The sequence below is a fragment of the Azospirillum rugosum genome (genome assembly GCF_017876155.1).
Taxonomy (GTDB): domain Bacteria; phylum Pseudomonadota; class Alphaproteobacteria; order Azospirillales; family Azospirillaceae; genus Azospirillum; species Azospirillum rugosum.
Map to the genome: position 1 here is coordinate 170,590 of NZ_JAGINP010000004.1, position 15,609 is coordinate 186,198.

Below are 15,609 nucleotides of genomic sequence, written 5' to 3' on the forward strand. Positions count from 1 at the left end.
GCAACTTGTCATAGATCAATTTAACATTTCGGAAACCTTGAGTGACCTCATTATCGTTGGCGAGAAAAGCGACGCAAGATCGCGGGCCATAGGGAAGACCCAAGATGCTGAACATTCTCAGAAGTCTGAAGATCGGACCCAAGGTGTACCTGCTCGTCGGCCTCCAGGTGGCGGTCGCGGCCGTCACCGGGTTGATGGGTCTTGTCGCGATGCAGGACCTCACGGCGAAGTCCGAAGCCATCGAAAAGGCGGCCAGCCGGCAGTTCCTGGGCGAACGGCTGAACGCGCTCGTCCTGTCGGTGGTGATGGACTCGCGCGGCGTCTACATGGCGAAGGACGCCGCGGAGGTTGAGAAGTTCGGCAAGCCCCTGCTCGCGACGCTCAAGACGTTGGGCGACCGGTTGGGCGACCTGAAGGCCCTGACCCCGCCGGACGCGCGGCCGGCGCTGGACGCCGTCGCCGCCAAGACGGAGGAGTTCGTCCGCTTCCGCACCGAACTCGTCCGCATCGCCCGCGACAAGGGCGCGCCGGAGGGGCGGCTGTACGGCGACAACGACGCGAACCGCAGCAACCGCCAGTCCCTGAACACTGCGCTGGAGGCGCTCGGCGCCGAACAGAAGGCGCTGATCGACCGCCTGCACGCGGATTTGGCGGCGGCGCAGAGCCGTTGGACCTTCCTGATGGTCGGCTTCGGCGTCGGCGGCGTGGCCTTCGGCCTGTTCCTCGCGGTGGTGGTGGCGCGCGGCATGATCGCCCGCCCGATCGGCGGCATGACCGCGGCGATGAAGGACATCGCCGCCGGCAACGTGGCGGCCGAGGTGCCGGGCACCCGCAACCGCGACGAGATCGGCGACATGGCCCGCGCGGTGCTGGTCTTCCGCGACGCCCTGAAGCGCAACCAGGATCTGGCGGAGCAGGAACGCCGGGACACCGCCCAGCGCCAGCAGCGCCAGGACCGGCTGGAGGCCCTGACCTGCGCCTTCGCCGACAAGGTCGGCGGCCTGTGCCGCACGCTGAACGGCGAGGCCGACAGCATCCGTTCCAACGCCGAGTCCCTGACCCACGCCGCCGACGACGCCTCCCGCCGGTCCTCGACCGTGGCCGCGGCGGCGGAGCAGGCGACCGGCAACGTGCAGACCGTGGCGACCGCGACCGAGCAACTCTCCTCCTCCATCGGCGAGATCAGCGCCCGCATCGGGGAGGCCGCCCGCATCGCCAGCGAGGCGGAGCACGAGGCCCAGCGCACCAACGTCACCATACAGGGCCTCGCCCAGACGGCGGAGAAGATCGGCGCGGTGGTCAACCTGATCACGGAGATCGCCAGCCAGACCAACCTGCTGGCGCTCAACGCGACCATCGAGGCGGCGCGGGCGGGGGAAGCCGGCAAGGGCTTCGCGGTCGTGGCGTCGGAGGTGAAGAACCTCGCCAACCAGACCGCCCGGGCGACCGAGGAGATCTCCGCCCAGATCGTCGCCATCCAGGCGGAGACGCAGCAGGCGGTGGGCGCCATCAGCGGCATCGTCGGCACCATCGAGCGCATCAACGACATCAGCGCCGGCGTCGCCGCCGCGGTGGAGGAGCAGGGGGCCGCGACCCGCGAGATCACCCGCAACGTCCAGGAAGCCGCCGTCGGCACGCAGGAGGTGTCGGTGACCATCTCCGGCGTGTCCCAGGCGGCCAACCGCACCGGCGAGGCGGCCGGCGGGCTGCTCGGCGCCGCCCAGGGCCTGACCGTCCACGCCCGCACCCTGCAAAGCGACGTGGACGACTTCGCCCGCCAGATGAAGGCGGTGTAAGGGGGCGCTCACGTATGAAGCCCCTCTCCCGCCTCGGGAGAGGGGCTTTTAATGTCCGGATCAATAATCCCGGCCGGGACGGCCGCGCGGCGGGAAGCGGCTGGAGGTGGCGCGGTAGCCGCCGGGGCCTTCCGATCCGGCCTCGCTTGAGGCCTCACCGCCCTCTTCCCCCGGGGCGCGGCGGGACTGGCGGTCCATCATGCGGGCGGCTTCGGCGCGGGTGACGTTGGCTTCCAGGTCACGGATGCGCGCCTGCAAGCTTCCGATCACCGCGGTGCCCGCCTGGCGGGCCTTGAACTGCTCAAGATCCTGTTTCAGACGCACCAACTGGTTTTTCTGCTCGGCGAGGCTTGGCCCGTCCTTGCGTTTCGGGACGCGATAGACTTTCTCGTCGAATCGATTCACAGCGTCTCTCCCAATCTGCTTTCATGCAGATTGTGCGCGAACGCGAAAACACCATCGCTCCATAAGGAATAGACCCGCGGCATTGGCCGAAGGTGGGGCCGAAGGTGGGGCCGAAGATGGAGGCGCCGATTTGGCCCCCGCTCAGGCGCCGTAACCTTCGTTCCCCCGCTCCGCCGCGCGTGCCGAGGCGAGGTCCTCGCGGTAGCGGCGCAGGCGCGCGTAGACCGGCCAGGCCATCCCGACCAGCGGGTCGCACCAATGGACCAGCACCATCAGGCCCAGCCCGGCGAAGCCGCCGAACAGCGCGCCGTACAGCAGCCCGCCCACAGCGCCCAACACCCACCCGTCGACGGAGCGCAGGCCGCTCCAGGCCTCCAGCGCGGCCATCCCGACGGTGGCGGCCAGGGCCAGAAGCGCGCCGACGCGGCCCGGCGCGTACCAGATGCGCAGGTCCGCGGGCGTCAGCCCGTAATCCTCCGGGATGGGACGGGCCGCGTCGTCGGACGCCGCCGCCGGTGCCGGCGCCCCGCCGCCCTGGATCACGCGCCAGCCCCGTCCGGGACGTTCATCTTGGTCAAGCCGTTCCATCGCGCGATAGTGCGCGGACGGCGCGGCTTCGGCAACGCCTGTTTCGCAACCGACCTCAGCCCGAGCCTCAGCCGGGGAATTGAAGCCCGGAGGCGCGCGGCGCGGCCGTCCCGGTGCCGAAGGCGGAACGCCGGCCGGCGTCGCCCGTGACGACCTCGCAGTCCTCCGCGGACGCGTATTTCACGATGGTGCCGTCGATCAGGCGCAGGTCGTAGGATTGGCTGCCGCCCAGCGTCCGGGCGATCACCATGGCCTCGCGCCCCTGGTGGCGGACTTTCGTTCCCAACCGCAACATGGTCTCCTCGCAATTTTGTTGCTTTGTTGAACCGACCTTAACCCCGGCCATAGGAAACGGCCCTGCAACAAAAAGCGGCCAACAAAAGGCGGGAATCAAACGTTCCAATACAGTACAAAACGCCGGCCCATGCCTGGCACTCGTTACTGCGGGATATGTGAATGGACGACGCCGTCGAACGCCGCCTGACCGATCTGGAAAGCCGGATCGCCCACCACGAGCGGATGGCCGAGGAACTGTCCTCGGTGATGTTCGAGCAGGGGCGGACCATCGACCTGCTGACGGCGCAACTGCGCCGCCTGCGCGACCGCGTGGCCGAACTGGAGTCCGGCGCCTCCCGCGCCCCACAGGACGAGCCGCCACCGCCGCATTATTAAAAATGGGGAGCCTCAGCGCACGCGCCAGCCGGCCTTCGGGCCGCCCCAGGTGATCTGCGGGCCGGGCGGCGGGCGGCGGGCGCAGTCGGCCTCGGCGCAGCCGCAGGCGGGGAACAGGCAACGGTCGCCGTTCACGTCGGTCGCCTGCACGGCCAGTTCATAGCGGGTGCCGCGCATCAGCTGCGCGCCCACGGCGCTGTTGCGCTCGTAATGTTCGACGACGGCCAGCAAACGGAGCATCCGGGCGCGCTGTCCTTTACTGTCGAGGCTCATCTCACTCTCCCGCCTTGGCCGTCCGCACGGCGCCGGTTGCATGCCGGGCCGGTGCGGATATGAAACGGCAAGACGGGGACTTGGCTCCATCGTGCAAGCGCCTTACCCACCGCTTTCCCCGGTTGTTCCGGACGCGGTTCCCCCTTGGGGATGGGCGAGGCTAGGCGGCACCGGCCGTGGCGGTTGTCGTCAGGCTCTCGGACCAGCGGACGGCCCGGTTGCGGCCGTCGCGCTTGGCCCGGTAGAGCGCCTGGTCGGCGAAGCGCAGGGCCTCCGCCACGTCGGCGGAATCGGCCGGCCACTGGGCCACGCCGATGGAGCAGCCGACCTTGACCGCCTCCCCCTTCACCACGACCGGTTCGTTCACCGCGGCGATGATCCGGGCAGCGAGATCATCCAGGTTCGGCGGCTCCGTTCCGGAGCGGGCCGGCAGGACCGCGGCGAACTCGTCGCCGCCGAGCCGGGCGACCACGTCGTCGCCGCGGAAGCAGGCGGCCAGCCGCCCGCCGACCTGGCGCAGCACGATGTCGCCGACGTCGTGCCCCAGCCGGTCGTTGATCGGCTTGAAGCCGTCCAGGTCGATGTAGAGGAAGGTGGCGGACCCGCCCCCGGAGGTCGTCGCCTCCACATACTGCTCGAAATAGCGGCGGTTCGGCAGGGCGGTCAGCCGGTCCTGGTAGGCGATGTCCTCCAGCCGGACCAGGGCCGCGTCGCGGTGGACCAGCCCGTCCACGAGGTCGCGCAGGGTCGCCGACAGCGAGGCGATCTCCGCAGACCCCGCGACGACCGGCATTTCCGCCGCGCGGTCGCCGGCGCGGATGCGCTCCGCGGCCACGGCGATGCGGCGCAGCGGGCCGGTGACGCGCCCGGCGGCCATCCAGGCCAGCGCGCTGAACAGCAGCACCATCGCGCCGCCGACCAGCACCGATTCCACGGTCTGCGCCGTCGCCGGCGCGTAGGCGACCTCCAACGGCTGGCGGGCGATGACGCTCCAGCCCAGGCCCTTGTAGGTCAGGTGCCCGCTGCCGAACGCGTAGCCGGTGAGATAATCGCGGCCGTCCGGCCAAGTCTCCACCGTCCAGCCGCGGTCGTCGGCCTGGGCGCGGCGCACCGCGTCGATCTCCAGCTTGGCGCCCAGCAGATCGCGCGGGCCCAGCAGCACCGTCCGGTCGGCCGCAACGATGAGCAGCTCCAGCCCCGGGCGGTCCTGCATCGTCTGCATCAGCGCCCGGCGCAGCTCGCGCGTCCATTCCCAACTGAGATGGGTGGCCAGCACCGCCGCCACCCGGCCGTCCGCGTCGTGCACGGGAATGGAGATGTCGACGAACTTCATCGCCTCGCCGCTGGGGTTCGGCAGCAGGTTGGCCAGCAGCACCGCGTCGTGCACGTCGCCGACGAACAGGCCGTCCAGCCCGTTCCGGTAGACCGGCCGGGCGGAGATGTCGGCGCCGTCCAGGATGCCGTCGGTTGCCGCCATCACCTTGCCCCGGGGGTCGACGACGCCCATCCAGGACATGGTCGGGAAGGTGGCCTTGAACTCGTCCAGCAGCCGGCGCATCGCCGCCGGGTCGTCCAGGACGTGGGATATGCCAAGCTTGGCGAGCATCGCCACCTCGCTGGAGCGCGCCCACATGGACACGTCGAGCTGGTCGGCCATCTGGTCGGCGGCTTCGGCCAGCGACCGGCCGATCGCGTTCTCGATCCGCACGCGCGAGCGCATCCCGGTCAGGCCGGCCAGCACTACGGACACGCCCAGCACCAGCGCGGCGCTGGTCAGCGCCACCGTCGTCCGCAGCCCGCGTTCCCTGGCGACCATCGCCGCACCCTCCTTGCCGTCCTCGCCGCGCAGCCGAACAAGGGCGCCATGCCGGACGACCCGCGTCCGCGCGGATGGAAAAGTTCGCATACCTACTTTGATTTTTCCAGGAACAGGTGTGACCGTGCGGGGATGGCAGGGTCCACGCAGCGCGGCGGCTCGCTTCCTATGGAGGTATATCCCTGTTAAAATTCCCCACACCGTCATCATACGCGAGCCGCTCTGACGTGCAGACCGCCATAAAATGCATCATCACACACTTTCTGGTTGCCTTGTTGGCCACAACGCCGGCGATAGCCGGCATGGCGTGGCAGGAGGCGGTGGCGCGGCTGGCGCAGGAGCGGACGCAGGCTGAAACCTGTGCGGCGCTGATCAAGGCGCGCGGCGACGCCCCGGCGCGGGACCGCGCTGCCATGGCCTACGGCGCCGCCAAGGCCGAGGTGGATGGGGTCATCGCCGGCCTTGTGGCGGCGCTCGCCAAGAATGCCGACCCGACCAGCCTGCGCGACCTGACGCCCCGGCTGGACCGGGCGGCCGGCGGCCGGGAGTCGCTGTGCCGCACGGCGCAGTCCCTGGTCCCCGCCGCCCCCGGCGCCAAGGGCGGCCCCGTCGCCGAGATCGTCGGCGCGGTGGTCGAGCCACTGATCGGCGCGATGAAGGACCTGCTCATCGACGCGCGGGATCGCGACGCCGCAGCCCGCCGCACCATTCAGACTCAGGTGGAGGCGGCGGCATGGACGCCCTTTTCCGACATAGCCCCCGCAACCTTCTGACCCGCAGGATCCGCCGCGTCGCCGGCCTCTTGCCCGCGCTGCTGGCGCTGACCCCGCTTCCGGCACTGTCCCAGAGCGACAAGGCCCTGTACGACCGCCCGACCCTGGTTGTCGATCCCGGCCGGCACACGGCGATCATCAAGCGGGCATCGGTTGACGCTGCCGGGCGTTTCGCCGTCACCGGTTCCGACGACAAGACCGTGCGCGTGTGGTCGATGGAGGATGGGACGCTCCAGCGCACCATCCGGCTTCCCGCCGGGCCGGGGCATGTCGGTAAGGCCTTTGCTGTGGCGATCAGCCCGGACGGAAGTCTGATCGTAGTGGGGGGATGGACAGCAGGGAGTGAGGAGTCACAGCAAATTTATATTTTCGACCGTGCCAGTGGCGCTCTTCTGAAACGCATCGGCGGACTGCCGAACGTGGTCCACCACCTCGTCTTCTCACTCGACGGCCTTTATTTGGCTGCTACGCTGGGGAAGACCGAGGGCCTGCGGGTTTATGACCGAGCAGCCGATTGGACCGAAATCGCCCGCGACACCGATTATGGTGGAGACAGCTACGGAGCCGCGTTCAGCAAGGACGGACGGCTAGCCACCGTGAGCTATGATGGACGCATCCGGCTCTACGGCCCTGATTTCGCCAAACCTGTGATTCAGGAGACAAGGGCCGGTCGCCGACCCTACGGTATCGCCTTTTCCCCAGACGGCAAGCGGCTGGCAGTTGGTTTCAGAGACTCCGCCAGCGTTGAAATCCTAGATGGCCGCACTCTCGCGCGCCAACCGGGACCGGATACCAGCGGCATGGGCGATGGCGCCCTTCCCAAGGTGGCTTGGTCGACGGATGGCCGAACGTTGCTGGCTGGCGGAAGCTATATTCGGACGGATGGGAAGTCCTCATTGGTCACGTGGAGTGGGGCCGGCTGGGCTGAACGCGATGTGCTAACCGCAACTGACGACATCTACACGAGCGTTCTGCCGCTGGCTGGCGGTGGGATGCTTGTGGCGGCGGCCGATCCTTATTTGGCGTCTCTGAATGCCGACGGCGTGCCGCTTTGGGTGCAAGGTTCGCCCAAAGCGGATTTCAGGATGCAAAAACGCACACTGTCGGCGTCGGCAGACGGCACAGTGGTAGATTTCGGCTACGAAGTGTGGGGCAAAGCCCCGGTCCGTTTCGATCTGCGCACGTTGCGCCTGTCCGCAATCAAACAGGACGGTACCACTGTACCACCGCGCCAGACCGGCCTGCCGATCGCGAACTGGGAAGGCAGCGATCACCCCACCCTCGACGGGATGCCGCTGCCCCTCATTCCCTTCGAGTGGTCGCGCAGCATGGCGATCGCGCCGGACGGGCAAGGCTTCGTGCTCGGGGCCGATTGGTCCCTTCGCGCCTTTGACGCCAAGGGGCAGCCCCAGTGGTCCCGCCATGTCCCAAGCGTGGTGTGGGCTGTCAACGTCACCGGCGACGGGCGGCTGGTGGTGGCGGCCTACGCCAACGGCACGATCCGCTGGCACCGGATGGACGATGGGCGCGAACTTCTGGCCTTCATGCCGCTGGTCGACCGGGTGAACTGGGTGGCCTGGACGCCGGAGGGCTTCTACGCCGCCACACCCGGTGCGCGCGGCGTGCTGAAATGGCACATCAACCACGGCTGGGACGCCGCGGCGGAGGCGATTCCCGTCGCCGACATCCCCAACCTTTACCGCCCCGACGCCCTGCCCCTGGTGCTGCGGGAGATGGAAACCGCCCGCGCCCTCGGGCTCGCCGACATGGCCGCCGCCCGCGAGGCGGTGAGGCGCCGCACCGGTGCAGCCCCCGGCGCCCGGCTGCATGTGCTGACCGTGGGCATCGACAATTACGGCGAGAAGGCGAAGGGCCTGGGCCTGACCTACGCCGCCAAGGACGCCCGCGACGTCATGGCCGCCCTGGACGGCGAGCAGGGCACGCCCTACGGCAAGGTGCTCGCCCAGTCCCTCACCGACAAGGACGCGACGCGGGGCGGCATCCTCGACGCGCTGAGCGCCATGCGGGCGGGGATGCGCGGCAGCGACCCCACGCAGGATCTGGTGGTGATCCTGCTCTCCGGCCACGGGGCGGTCATCGACGGGGAGTTCCATGTCATCGCCCACGGGGTGGACACCCTCCAACCCTCCCGCATGGCCGCGGCCAGCCTGTCCTTGTCGGAGCTGCGCCGGCAGGTGGAGCTGCTGGCGCAGAAGGGCCGGGTGCTGCTTCTGCTCGACACCTGCCATTCGGGCGCGGTCGGCGGCACCCGCGCGCCCAACGCCAAGGCGCTCAGCGCCGCCCTGGCGGGCAGCAACGTCACCGTCATCACCTCGTCGAGCGCCGACCAGAAATCCTACGAGAGCGCCCGCTGGGGCCACGGCGCCTTCACCTTCGCCCTGCTGGAAGCGTTCGGCAAGGTCGCAGACACCGACCGCAACGGCATGATCAGCGCGTCGGAACTGGTCGCCCATCTGGCGAAGCGCGTCCCCGACCTGACCGAGGGCGCCCAGACCACCGGCATGGAGATGCGATTCGAATCCGACCTGTTCGCCGCCGGGCTGTGAACGGCACGGCCGGCGGACCAGCCGATCGGCGTCGCCCGAACCGCGTGATGTGCAGGGAATTTGGGAAATTTGGAAAGTTGGTTGGGGGACTAGGATTCGAACCTAGGCTGGCGGAGTCAGAGTCCGCTGTCCTACCGCTAGACGATCCCCCAATGGTGGTCCCGGCTGGGATTGAACCAGCGACCCCTACGATGTCAACGTAGTGCTCTCCCGCTGAGCTACAGGACCAAACCGCGAGATACCGACAACCAAAAACTGTGGCCACACAGGGTGGCCGAAGAGAAAGTGGCGCGAGTGACGGGACTTGAACCCGCGGCCTCCGGCGTGACAGGCCGGCGCTCTAACCAACTGAGCTACACCCGCGTCGTAGGCGACCTTCTAAAGAACAAAGACCGCCGAAGCAAGCACTAAATTCAACCTTACCAAACTTACTCAAGTCAACCAACCAACCGCCGAAGAAGTTGGTGGAGCCGAGGGGGATCGAACCCCTGACCTCCTCATTGCGAACGAGGCGCTCTCCCAGCTGAGCTACGGCCCCATGGTGCTGCCAGAGAGGATTGAACTCTCGACCTCTCCCTTACCAAGGGAGTGCTCTACCACTGAGCTACGGCAGCATCGGCGGGAGCGGGTGAATAGCAATCCCCGGCCCCCCTGTCAAAGGGGAAAATATCGAAGGAGTGATTTCTTCGCGAAACCGGTCCCGGACTAGCCACCAAGGCCAGCTTGCGGCCCCCCGCCCGCCCCGCCAGACTGACCGCGTTCCGGGCCCGGAAGAGGCCCGTCATGATGGGAGGAACCATGGACAGGCTTTCCGGCAAGACCGCCCTGCTGACCGCGGCGGGCCAGGGCATCGGCCGCGCCACGGCGCTGGCCTTCACGGCCGAGGGCGCGCGGGTGATCGCCACGGACATCAACGCCGACGCGCTAGAGCGGCTGCGCGCCGAGAACGGCGCGATCGAGACGCGGCTTCTCGACGTCCGCGATTCGGCGGCGGTGACGGAGGCGGCGCGGTCGATCGGGCCGGTGCAGGTGCTGTTCAACTGCGCCGGGTTCGTCCATCACGGCAGCATCCTGGACTGCGCGCCGGCCGACTGGGACTTCTCGCTCGACCTCAACGTCGGCTCCATGTACCGGATGTGCCGCGCTTTCCTGCCGGCCATGCTGGACCAGGGGGCGGGAAGCATCATCAACATGTCGTCGGGCGCCTCCAGCATCAAAGGCGTGCCGAACCGCTTCGTCTACGGCACCACCAAGGCGGCGGTGATCGGGCTGACCAAGTCAATCGCCGCGGACTTCGTCGGGCGCGGCGTCCGCTGCAACGCCATCTGCCCGGGCACGGTCCAGACGCCGTCGCTCGACGACCGCATCGCCGCCCAGGGCGACGTGGAGACGGCGCGTGCCGCCTTCATCAGCCGCCAGCCCATGGGCCGCCTCGGCAAGCCGGAGGAGATCGCGGCGCTCGCCGTCTATCTGGCGTCCGACGAATCGGCCTTCACCACCGGCGCCATCCACGTCATCGACGGCGGCTGGACCCTGTAGCGGAAGCTTGCGTAAAGGGGGCCTTGCGCAAGGGGCCCGCATGACGGCACATGTCGCGCTCGATTCGCGAGCGACGGGTGGGCCCTTCCTTGGACGACGTCCTGACCACGGCGCGCGGCCTTCTGGCCGCGCGGCATTACAAGCACGCGCTGCGCCTGCTGGCCTCCTCCGGCCTGGCGGGGGCGGAGCATGACCGGCTGACCGGCGCCGCGGAGCTTGGCCGGCGCGACCATGCCGCCGCACTCCGCCACCTGCGCCGCGCGCTGGCCCAGGCGCCAGACGACCTGGAGACCCTGTTCCACCTCGGCCACGCCGCCCTGGCCGCCGGCGACCGGCTGTACGCCGTCCGCCTGTTCGAGCGCGTGGCCGCCGCCTCCCCCGGCTTCCCAGGCATTCTTGAGGCGCTGGCCGGCGCCTACCGCCGCGACGCGCTCTACCACGAGGCGCTGCGCGTGACCAATGAGGCGCTGGCCGCGGGCAACCGCGGTGCCGACATCCTCTACGAGCGGGCGCTCAGCCTCGCCCATCTCGGCGACGCCGCCGGCGCGCTCGCCACCCACGACGAGCGGCTGGCCGACGATCCGGAGCACGCCGCGGCCTGGTTCGGCAGCCACGCGGCGGCGCTGGACCTGCACGGGATCGAGGACGCGCTGCGCCGCCTGCGCCGCGCCGCCGACTGTCCGGGTGCGGCCGGCAAATACTGGGGCTTCCTGTGCGCCTACCTGCGGCTGCTGGGGCGGGACGCGGAGGCCGACGCGCTGTTCGCCGCGAAGGTCGCCGGCCACCCGAAGCGCCTGCCGCTGGTGGAGGGTGTCGCCGCGCTGCGCCCGCACATGGCCGCCGATGCGCGCCTGTTCGGCGTCGGCGCCAACCTGCTGCGCCACGCGCTTGACCTCGCGACGGGGGCGGGGCTGGTGCTGGAGTTCGGTGTCCGCCGCGGCACCTCGATCAACCAGATCGCGGAGGCCGTGCCGGACGACACCGTCCATGGCTTCGATTCCTTCGAGGGCCTGCCGGAGGCCTGGGTGAACGAGCCGCAGGGCGTGCTGTCCACCGGCAAGCAGCTGCCGCCGGTGCGGTCCAACGTCGTGCTGCACGCGGGCTGGTTCGAGGACACGCTGCCGCCCTTCCTGGCGGCGCACGGCGGGCCGGTGCGCTTCGTCAACGTGGACAGCGACATCTACTCGTCGGCCAAGACAGTCCTGACCGCGCTCGCCCCCCGTTTTCGGGCCGGCACGGTGCTGGTCTTCGACGAGTTCATCGGGAACCGGACCTGGCGCGACGACGAGTTCAAGGCCTTCCAGGAATACGCGGAGGAGCACCGCGCGTCCTACGAGGTCGTTGCCGTCAACCTGTTCACCAAACAGGTGGCGATCCGCCTGACGGGGATCGGGAAAGGATAAAATCCCACGTCTGACGCTCCGCACAACCGTCATCCCCGCGAAGGCGGGGATCCAGAGCGCTTTGGACACTCATCGGGCTGCCCTGGATTCCCGCCTTCGCGGGAATGACGATCGTGCGGCTGCGTTGCAGTGGCGCCCCTCTCGGAGGAGGGCTGTCCGCCCTCGTTACGACACGATGCGCCAGGAGCCGTCCGGCTGCTGGCAGGCGGTGCCGTTGGCCTGCTGGGCGCGGCCGTTGACGTAGACGGTCTGCTGGTACTCGCGGCAATAGGCGCCGCTGCTGTCGCGGCCGTCGCGGACCGGGGTGATGGTGCCGCGGTTGCCCGATTCCGGGTTGTTCCACTGGATGGTCGAGCCGATCGGCGCCGAATAGGCCTGGCTGGCCGCCTGCTGGGCGTAGCCCTCGTCCGCGCGGTCCAGCGACTGGCCGAGTTCGCTGCCGAGATAGGCGCCGAGCAGGGTGCCGACACCGGTGGTGATCAGCTTGCCGGTGCCGCCGCCGAACCGCGAACCGAGCGCGCCGCCCGCAACGGCGCCGCCGACGGTGCCGACGGTCTGCTTGGTTCCGTAGCCGTTGCCGCTCTGCGAGCAGCCGGCCAGCGACAGGGCGATGATGGCGGTAACAGCGATCTTCTTCATGGAAAGCATGCCTCTTGGTTCTTTGCGTACGCCTTCAACACGCGGGGCGGCCTCTTCTTCCATGGCCTTCTTGCGGTTTCGTGCGCACGGCTCCCGATGCCGCCCCACCTTCGCGGGGGGCGGCGGACGCGGATAGAAACACAGGAAGGCGTGACCGTGGCTGTTACCAAAAGCGGCCTCTTGCGTGTTACTAAAATGGCGCACAAATGTCGTACGTCCCTCTCCATGCTCGCGGCTGTTGAGCACACAATGAGGGAACCAACCGATGGCTACGACCACCACGGGCCAGAACGACGCCAAGATTGTCGTGAACGCCTATGGGCAGTCCGCCGGAGGCATCTGGCCGCACTTCCGCCTGTTGATCGACGGCGTCGACGCCGGCCAGGCAACCGTCAGCGCGACCAGCCCGTCTGCCTATACCTTCACCGCGCCGGTCTCCGCCGCCCAGGCCCACAAGCTGCAGATCGTCTATGACAACGACGGCAGCGCCGGTGGCCAGGACCGCAACCTCTTCGTCCGTTCCGTCGTCGTGAACGGCAACACGCTGTCCCCGAACCAGGGCACCTACGACAAGGGTGCGATCGACGGCAGGGACATCATCACCGGGCAGGAAGGCCTGTACTGGCCGGGCGCGCTGAACTTCGCGACGCCGGCCTCCTACTACCCGGCCAGCACCGCCTCCGCGGCCAAGTCCACCATCACGGTCAATGCGCAAGGGCTCGCCGCGGGCGGGGTGAACGCGCACTTCAACCTGCTGGTCGACGGCAAGAAGGTCGGCGAGGGCACGGTCGGCACCACCGCCAAGGACTACAGCTTCTCCGTGGACGCCACCCGCGGCACCGCGCACAAGGTGCAGGTGCAGTACGACAACGACGCGGTGGTCAACGGCCAGGACCGCTCGCTGATCGTCAACAAGATCACCATCAACGGCACCGCCCACAACCCGACCGACAGCCTCGTCACCTACGACAAGGGCGCGCTGGACGGCGTGGACGTGGTCAAGGGCCAGTCCGGCATGTGGTGGAACGGCACCCTCCAGGTCGCCGCCCCGGCGTCGGAATTCCCGTCGACCACCACCCCGACGGCCCCGACGACCGGCAACACCAGCATCACGGTGAACGCGCAAGGCAACGCCGCGGGCGGCGTCAACGCGCACTTCAAGCTGCTGGTCGACGGCAAGGCCGTCGGCGAGGGCACGGTCGGCACCACCGCCAAGGACTACACCTTCAAGACCGACGTCGCCCAGGGCCAGGCGCACAAGATCCAGATCCAGTACGACAACGACGCCGTCGTGAACGGGCAGGACCGCTCCCTGATCGTCAACAAGGTGACGATCAACGGCCACGCCGTGTCGGCGACCGACAGCAACGTCACCTACGACAAGGGCGCGCTCGACGGGCAGGACGTGGTTAAGGGCCAGTCCGGCCTGTGGTGGAACGGCACGCTGCAGGTCGCGGCCGACAAGTCCTGGTTCCCCGGCACCAGCAGCGGCGGCGATACCGGCGGCGGCACGGGCGGCAACACCGGCGGCGGCACGGGCGGCGGCGGCACGGGCGGCGGCAACACGCCGACCGGCCCGGCGATCTACGTGGCGGCCAACGGCAAGGACAGCTGGTCGGGCAAGCTGGCGGCCCCGAACGCCGACGGCACCGACGGGCCGAAGGCCACGCTGGGCGCCGCCCGCGACGCCATGCGCGCCGACCCGAACATCGACACCACCTACGTCCGCGGCGGCGACTACCACGTGAAGGACGTGGTCTGGCTGGATTCCCAGGACAGCGGCGTGAAGTTCCTGGCCTACGGCACGGAAAAGCCGGTGATCCACGGCGACGGCCAGGCCTCGGTCCTGATCGGGCTGGGCGGCGCCAAGAACGTGACGATCGACGGGCTGACGCTCACCGACACCCGCACGGACGGCCACGCGGTCTACGCCAACAACGCCTCGGGCCTGACCTTCACCGACAACACGGTGAAGGGCGGCGGCTACGGCATCACGGTGGAGGGCAGCGCCAACAGCCACGTCACCGGCAACACCTTCATCAGCACCGGCGCGGAGTCGATCTACGTCAAGGCCGGCTCCAACTTCACCGACGTGTCGGACAACCTGGTCCAGCGCCCCAACGCCGCGAACATCGGCGACGCCGGCATCTGGGTCAACGGCAGCTCCGACGTCAAGGTCACCCACAACCAGGTCGAAAACACCCCGGCCAAGGCCATCGCGGTCGGCTCGGTGGAGACGACGGGCAGCGACGCGACCTACCGCGTCAGCATCACCGACAACAAGGTGATCAACGCCAACCTGGCGACCAGCGACGGCGGCGGCATCTACCTGATCAACCGCCAGCAGGACCTGACCGGCAGCGTCGTCGCCCACAACGAGGTCACCGGCACGTCGGTGTCCGGCGGGGGCGACCAGGTCAGCTGGGGCATCTACCTGGACGACTGGACCAGCGGCGCCCGGGTCGAGGACAACCTCGTCCACGGCAACATCGGCGGCATCTTCCTGCACGGCGGCTGGAACAACACGGTCACCAACAACATCGTGGCCGACAACACCGGCGCCCAGATCGGCCTGCAGCAGAGCGTCGCCTGGGGCGGCTACAAGGGCCACGCGATGACCGGGAACTCCATCACGGAGAACATCTTCGACGTCGCCAAGGGCTCGGCCGTCCACATCTACGGTCCGGGCAACGTCGGCACCTTCACCGGCAACATCTACAGCCACATCGACACCTCCAAGCAACTGTTCGACGTGTGGCCGCAGGTGCTGGCGAGCGGGTCGACCGGCAAGCTGTCGGACTGGCAGGCGGCCGGCTACGACAAGACCGCGGTCGTGCTGGATCCGCACTTCACCGATGCCGCGCACGGCAACTACACGCTGGCGTCGGACAGCGCGGCCTACGGCCACGGGTTCGACCACTTGCCGACGGACATCATCGGCCTGCTGACGACCTGATCGGGTCGGGGGCGCGGTTGCCCCCACCCTCCCGCTTCGCGGGTCCCTCCCTCCCCCGCTTCGCAGGGGAGGGCCAATCTGCGGCGCCAGCGGCAGTCCCCTCCCCTGCGAAGCGGGGGAGGGTTAGGGAGGGGGCAATAACTTCTTCTCCCCCTCCCAACTTGGGCTGGGCCCTTTGCCTT

Annotated in this window: 13 protein-coding genes and 5 tRNA genes; 7 read left to right on the forward strand and 11 right to left on the reverse strand. The window is 68.9% G+C overall.

What is annotated here, in order from left to right; all coding sequences use genetic code 11:
* Window positions 1-104 precede the first annotated feature (104 nt).
* Complete coding sequence (locus tag J2851_RS07245; protein WP_209765287.1) at window positions 105-1,796, forward strand: methyl-accepting chemotaxis protein; 1,692 nt, start codon at window positions 105-107, stop codon at window positions 1,794-1,796.
* A 60-nt stretch (window positions 1,797-1,856) separates the two neighbouring features.
* Here J2851_RS07245 and J2851_RS07250 read toward each other — a convergent pair whose 3' ends face one another.
* The 3 genes from J2851_RS07250 to J2851_RS07260 all read right to left on the reverse strand — a co-directional run bounded on the left by J2851_RS07250 (window position 1,857) and on the right by J2851_RS07260 (window position 3,084).
* On the reverse strand, window positions 1,857-2,201 hold the full coding sequence (locus J2851_RS07250; protein WP_209765288.1) for a Gas vesicle protein V: 345 nt from the start codon (window positions 2,199-2,201) through the stop codon (window positions 1,857-1,859).
* A gap of 141 nt (window positions 2,202-2,342) precedes the next feature.
* On the reverse strand, window positions 2,343-2,744 hold the full coding sequence (locus J2851_RS07255; protein WP_209765573.1) for a hypothetical protein: 402 nt from the start codon (window positions 2,742-2,744) through the stop codon (window positions 2,343-2,345).
* A 112-nt stretch (window positions 2,745-2,856) separates the two neighbouring features.
* Entirely contained in the window at window positions 2,857-3,084 is a 228-nt protein-coding gene (locus J2851_RS07260) for a hypothetical protein (RefSeq protein WP_209765289.1), read from the reverse strand.
* A 161-nt stretch (window positions 3,085-3,245) separates the two neighbouring features.
* On the opposite strand from J2851_RS07260, the gene J2851_RS07265 reads away from it, so the two are divergent.
* Window positions 3,246-3,461 (forward strand): SlyX family protein, encoded by a 216-nt coding sequence (locus J2851_RS07265; RefSeq protein WP_209765290.1) that lies wholly within the window; start codon window positions 3,246-3,248, stop codon window positions 3,459-3,461.
* 12 nt (window positions 3,462-3,473) lie between these two features.
* Here J2851_RS07265 and J2851_RS07270 read toward each other — a convergent pair whose 3' ends face one another.
* Together J2851_RS07270 and J2851_RS07275 are read right to left on the reverse strand one after the other, a co-directional pair.
* Entirely contained in the window at window positions 3,474-3,734 is a 261-nt protein-coding gene (locus J2851_RS07270; RefSeq protein WP_209765292.1) for a hypothetical protein, read from the reverse strand.
* A 160-nt stretch (window positions 3,735-3,894) separates the two neighbouring features.
* The gene (locus J2851_RS07275; protein ID WP_246500483.1) at window positions 3,895-5,640 is read right to left on the reverse strand and encodes a sensor domain-containing diguanylate cyclase; all 1,746 of its coding nucleotides are present in this window, start codon (window positions 5,638-5,640) and stop codon (window positions 3,895-3,897) included.
* 212 nt (window positions 5,641-5,852) lie between these two features.
* On the opposite strand from J2851_RS07275, the gene J2851_RS07280 reads away from it, so the two are divergent.
* Together J2851_RS07280 and J2851_RS07285 are read left to right on the forward strand one after the other, a co-directional pair.
* Complete coding sequence (locus tag J2851_RS07280; protein WP_209765294.1) at window positions 5,853-6,323, forward strand: hypothetical protein; 471 nt, start codon at window positions 5,853-5,855, stop codon at window positions 6,321-6,323.
* Window positions 6,284-8,890 carry a caspase family protein gene (locus J2851_RS07285; protein ID WP_209765296.1) on the forward strand — a complete coding sequence of 869 codons (2,607 nt, stop codon included), beginning with the start codon at window positions 6,284-6,286 and terminating at the stop codon, window positions 8,888-8,890. The genes J2851_RS07280 and J2851_RS07285 overlap by 40 nt, the downstream gene beginning before the upstream one ends.
* 78 nt (window positions 8,891-8,968) lie before the next feature.
* Here J2851_RS07285 and J2851_RS07290 read toward each other — a convergent pair.
* The 5 genes from J2851_RS07290 to J2851_RS07310 form a co-directional block, all read right to left on the reverse strand.
* A tRNA-Gln gene (locus J2851_RS07290) sits at window positions 8,969-9,042 on the reverse strand.
* A gap of 1 nt (window position 9,043) precedes the next feature.
* Window positions 9,044-9,118: transfer RNA gene (locus J2851_RS07295), tRNA-Val, on the reverse strand.
* A gap of 58 nt (window positions 9,119-9,176) precedes the next feature.
* A tRNA-Asp gene (locus tag J2851_RS07300) sits at window positions 9,177-9,253 on the reverse strand.
* Between the two features lie 99 nt (window positions 9,254-9,352).
* A tRNA-Ala gene (locus J2851_RS07305) sits at window positions 9,353-9,428 on the reverse strand.
* Between the two features lies 1 nt (window position 9,429).
* Window positions 9,430-9,504, reverse strand: a tRNA-Thr gene (locus tag J2851_RS07310).
* Window positions 9,505-9,688: 184 nt separating this feature from the next.
* On the opposite strand from J2851_RS07310, the gene J2851_RS07315 reads away from it, so the two are divergent.
* Both J2851_RS07315 and J2851_RS07320 read left to right on the forward strand, forming a co-directional pair.
* Entirely contained in the window at window positions 9,689-10,429 is a 741-nt protein-coding gene (locus tag J2851_RS07315) for an SDR family oxidoreductase (protein ID WP_281416003.1), read from the forward strand.
* An 89-nt stretch (window positions 10,430-10,518) separates the two neighbouring features.
* A complete protein-coding gene (locus J2851_RS07320; protein ID WP_246500484.1) occupies window positions 10,519-11,832 on the forward strand; it encodes a class I SAM-dependent methyltransferase in 1,314 nt (437 codons plus the stop codon).
* A 165-nt stretch (window positions 11,833-11,997) separates the two neighbouring features.
* Here J2851_RS07320 and J2851_RS07325 read toward each other — a convergent pair whose 3' ends face one another.
* Window positions 11,998-12,471, reverse strand: a complete 474-nt coding sequence (locus J2851_RS07325; protein WP_209765300.1) for an RT0821/Lpp0805 family surface protein — start codon at window positions 12,469-12,471, stop codon at window positions 11,998-12,000.
* Window positions 12,472-12,736: 265 nt separating this feature from the next.
* On the opposite strand from J2851_RS07325, the gene J2851_RS07330 reads away from it, so the two are divergent.
* Window positions 12,737-15,427 carry a carbohydrate-binding domain-containing protein gene (locus J2851_RS07330; protein ID WP_209765302.1) on the forward strand — a complete coding sequence of 897 codons (2,691 nt, stop codon included), beginning with the start codon at window positions 12,737-12,739 and terminating at the stop codon, window positions 15,425-15,427.
* Window positions 15,428-15,609 lie beyond the last annotated feature (182 nt).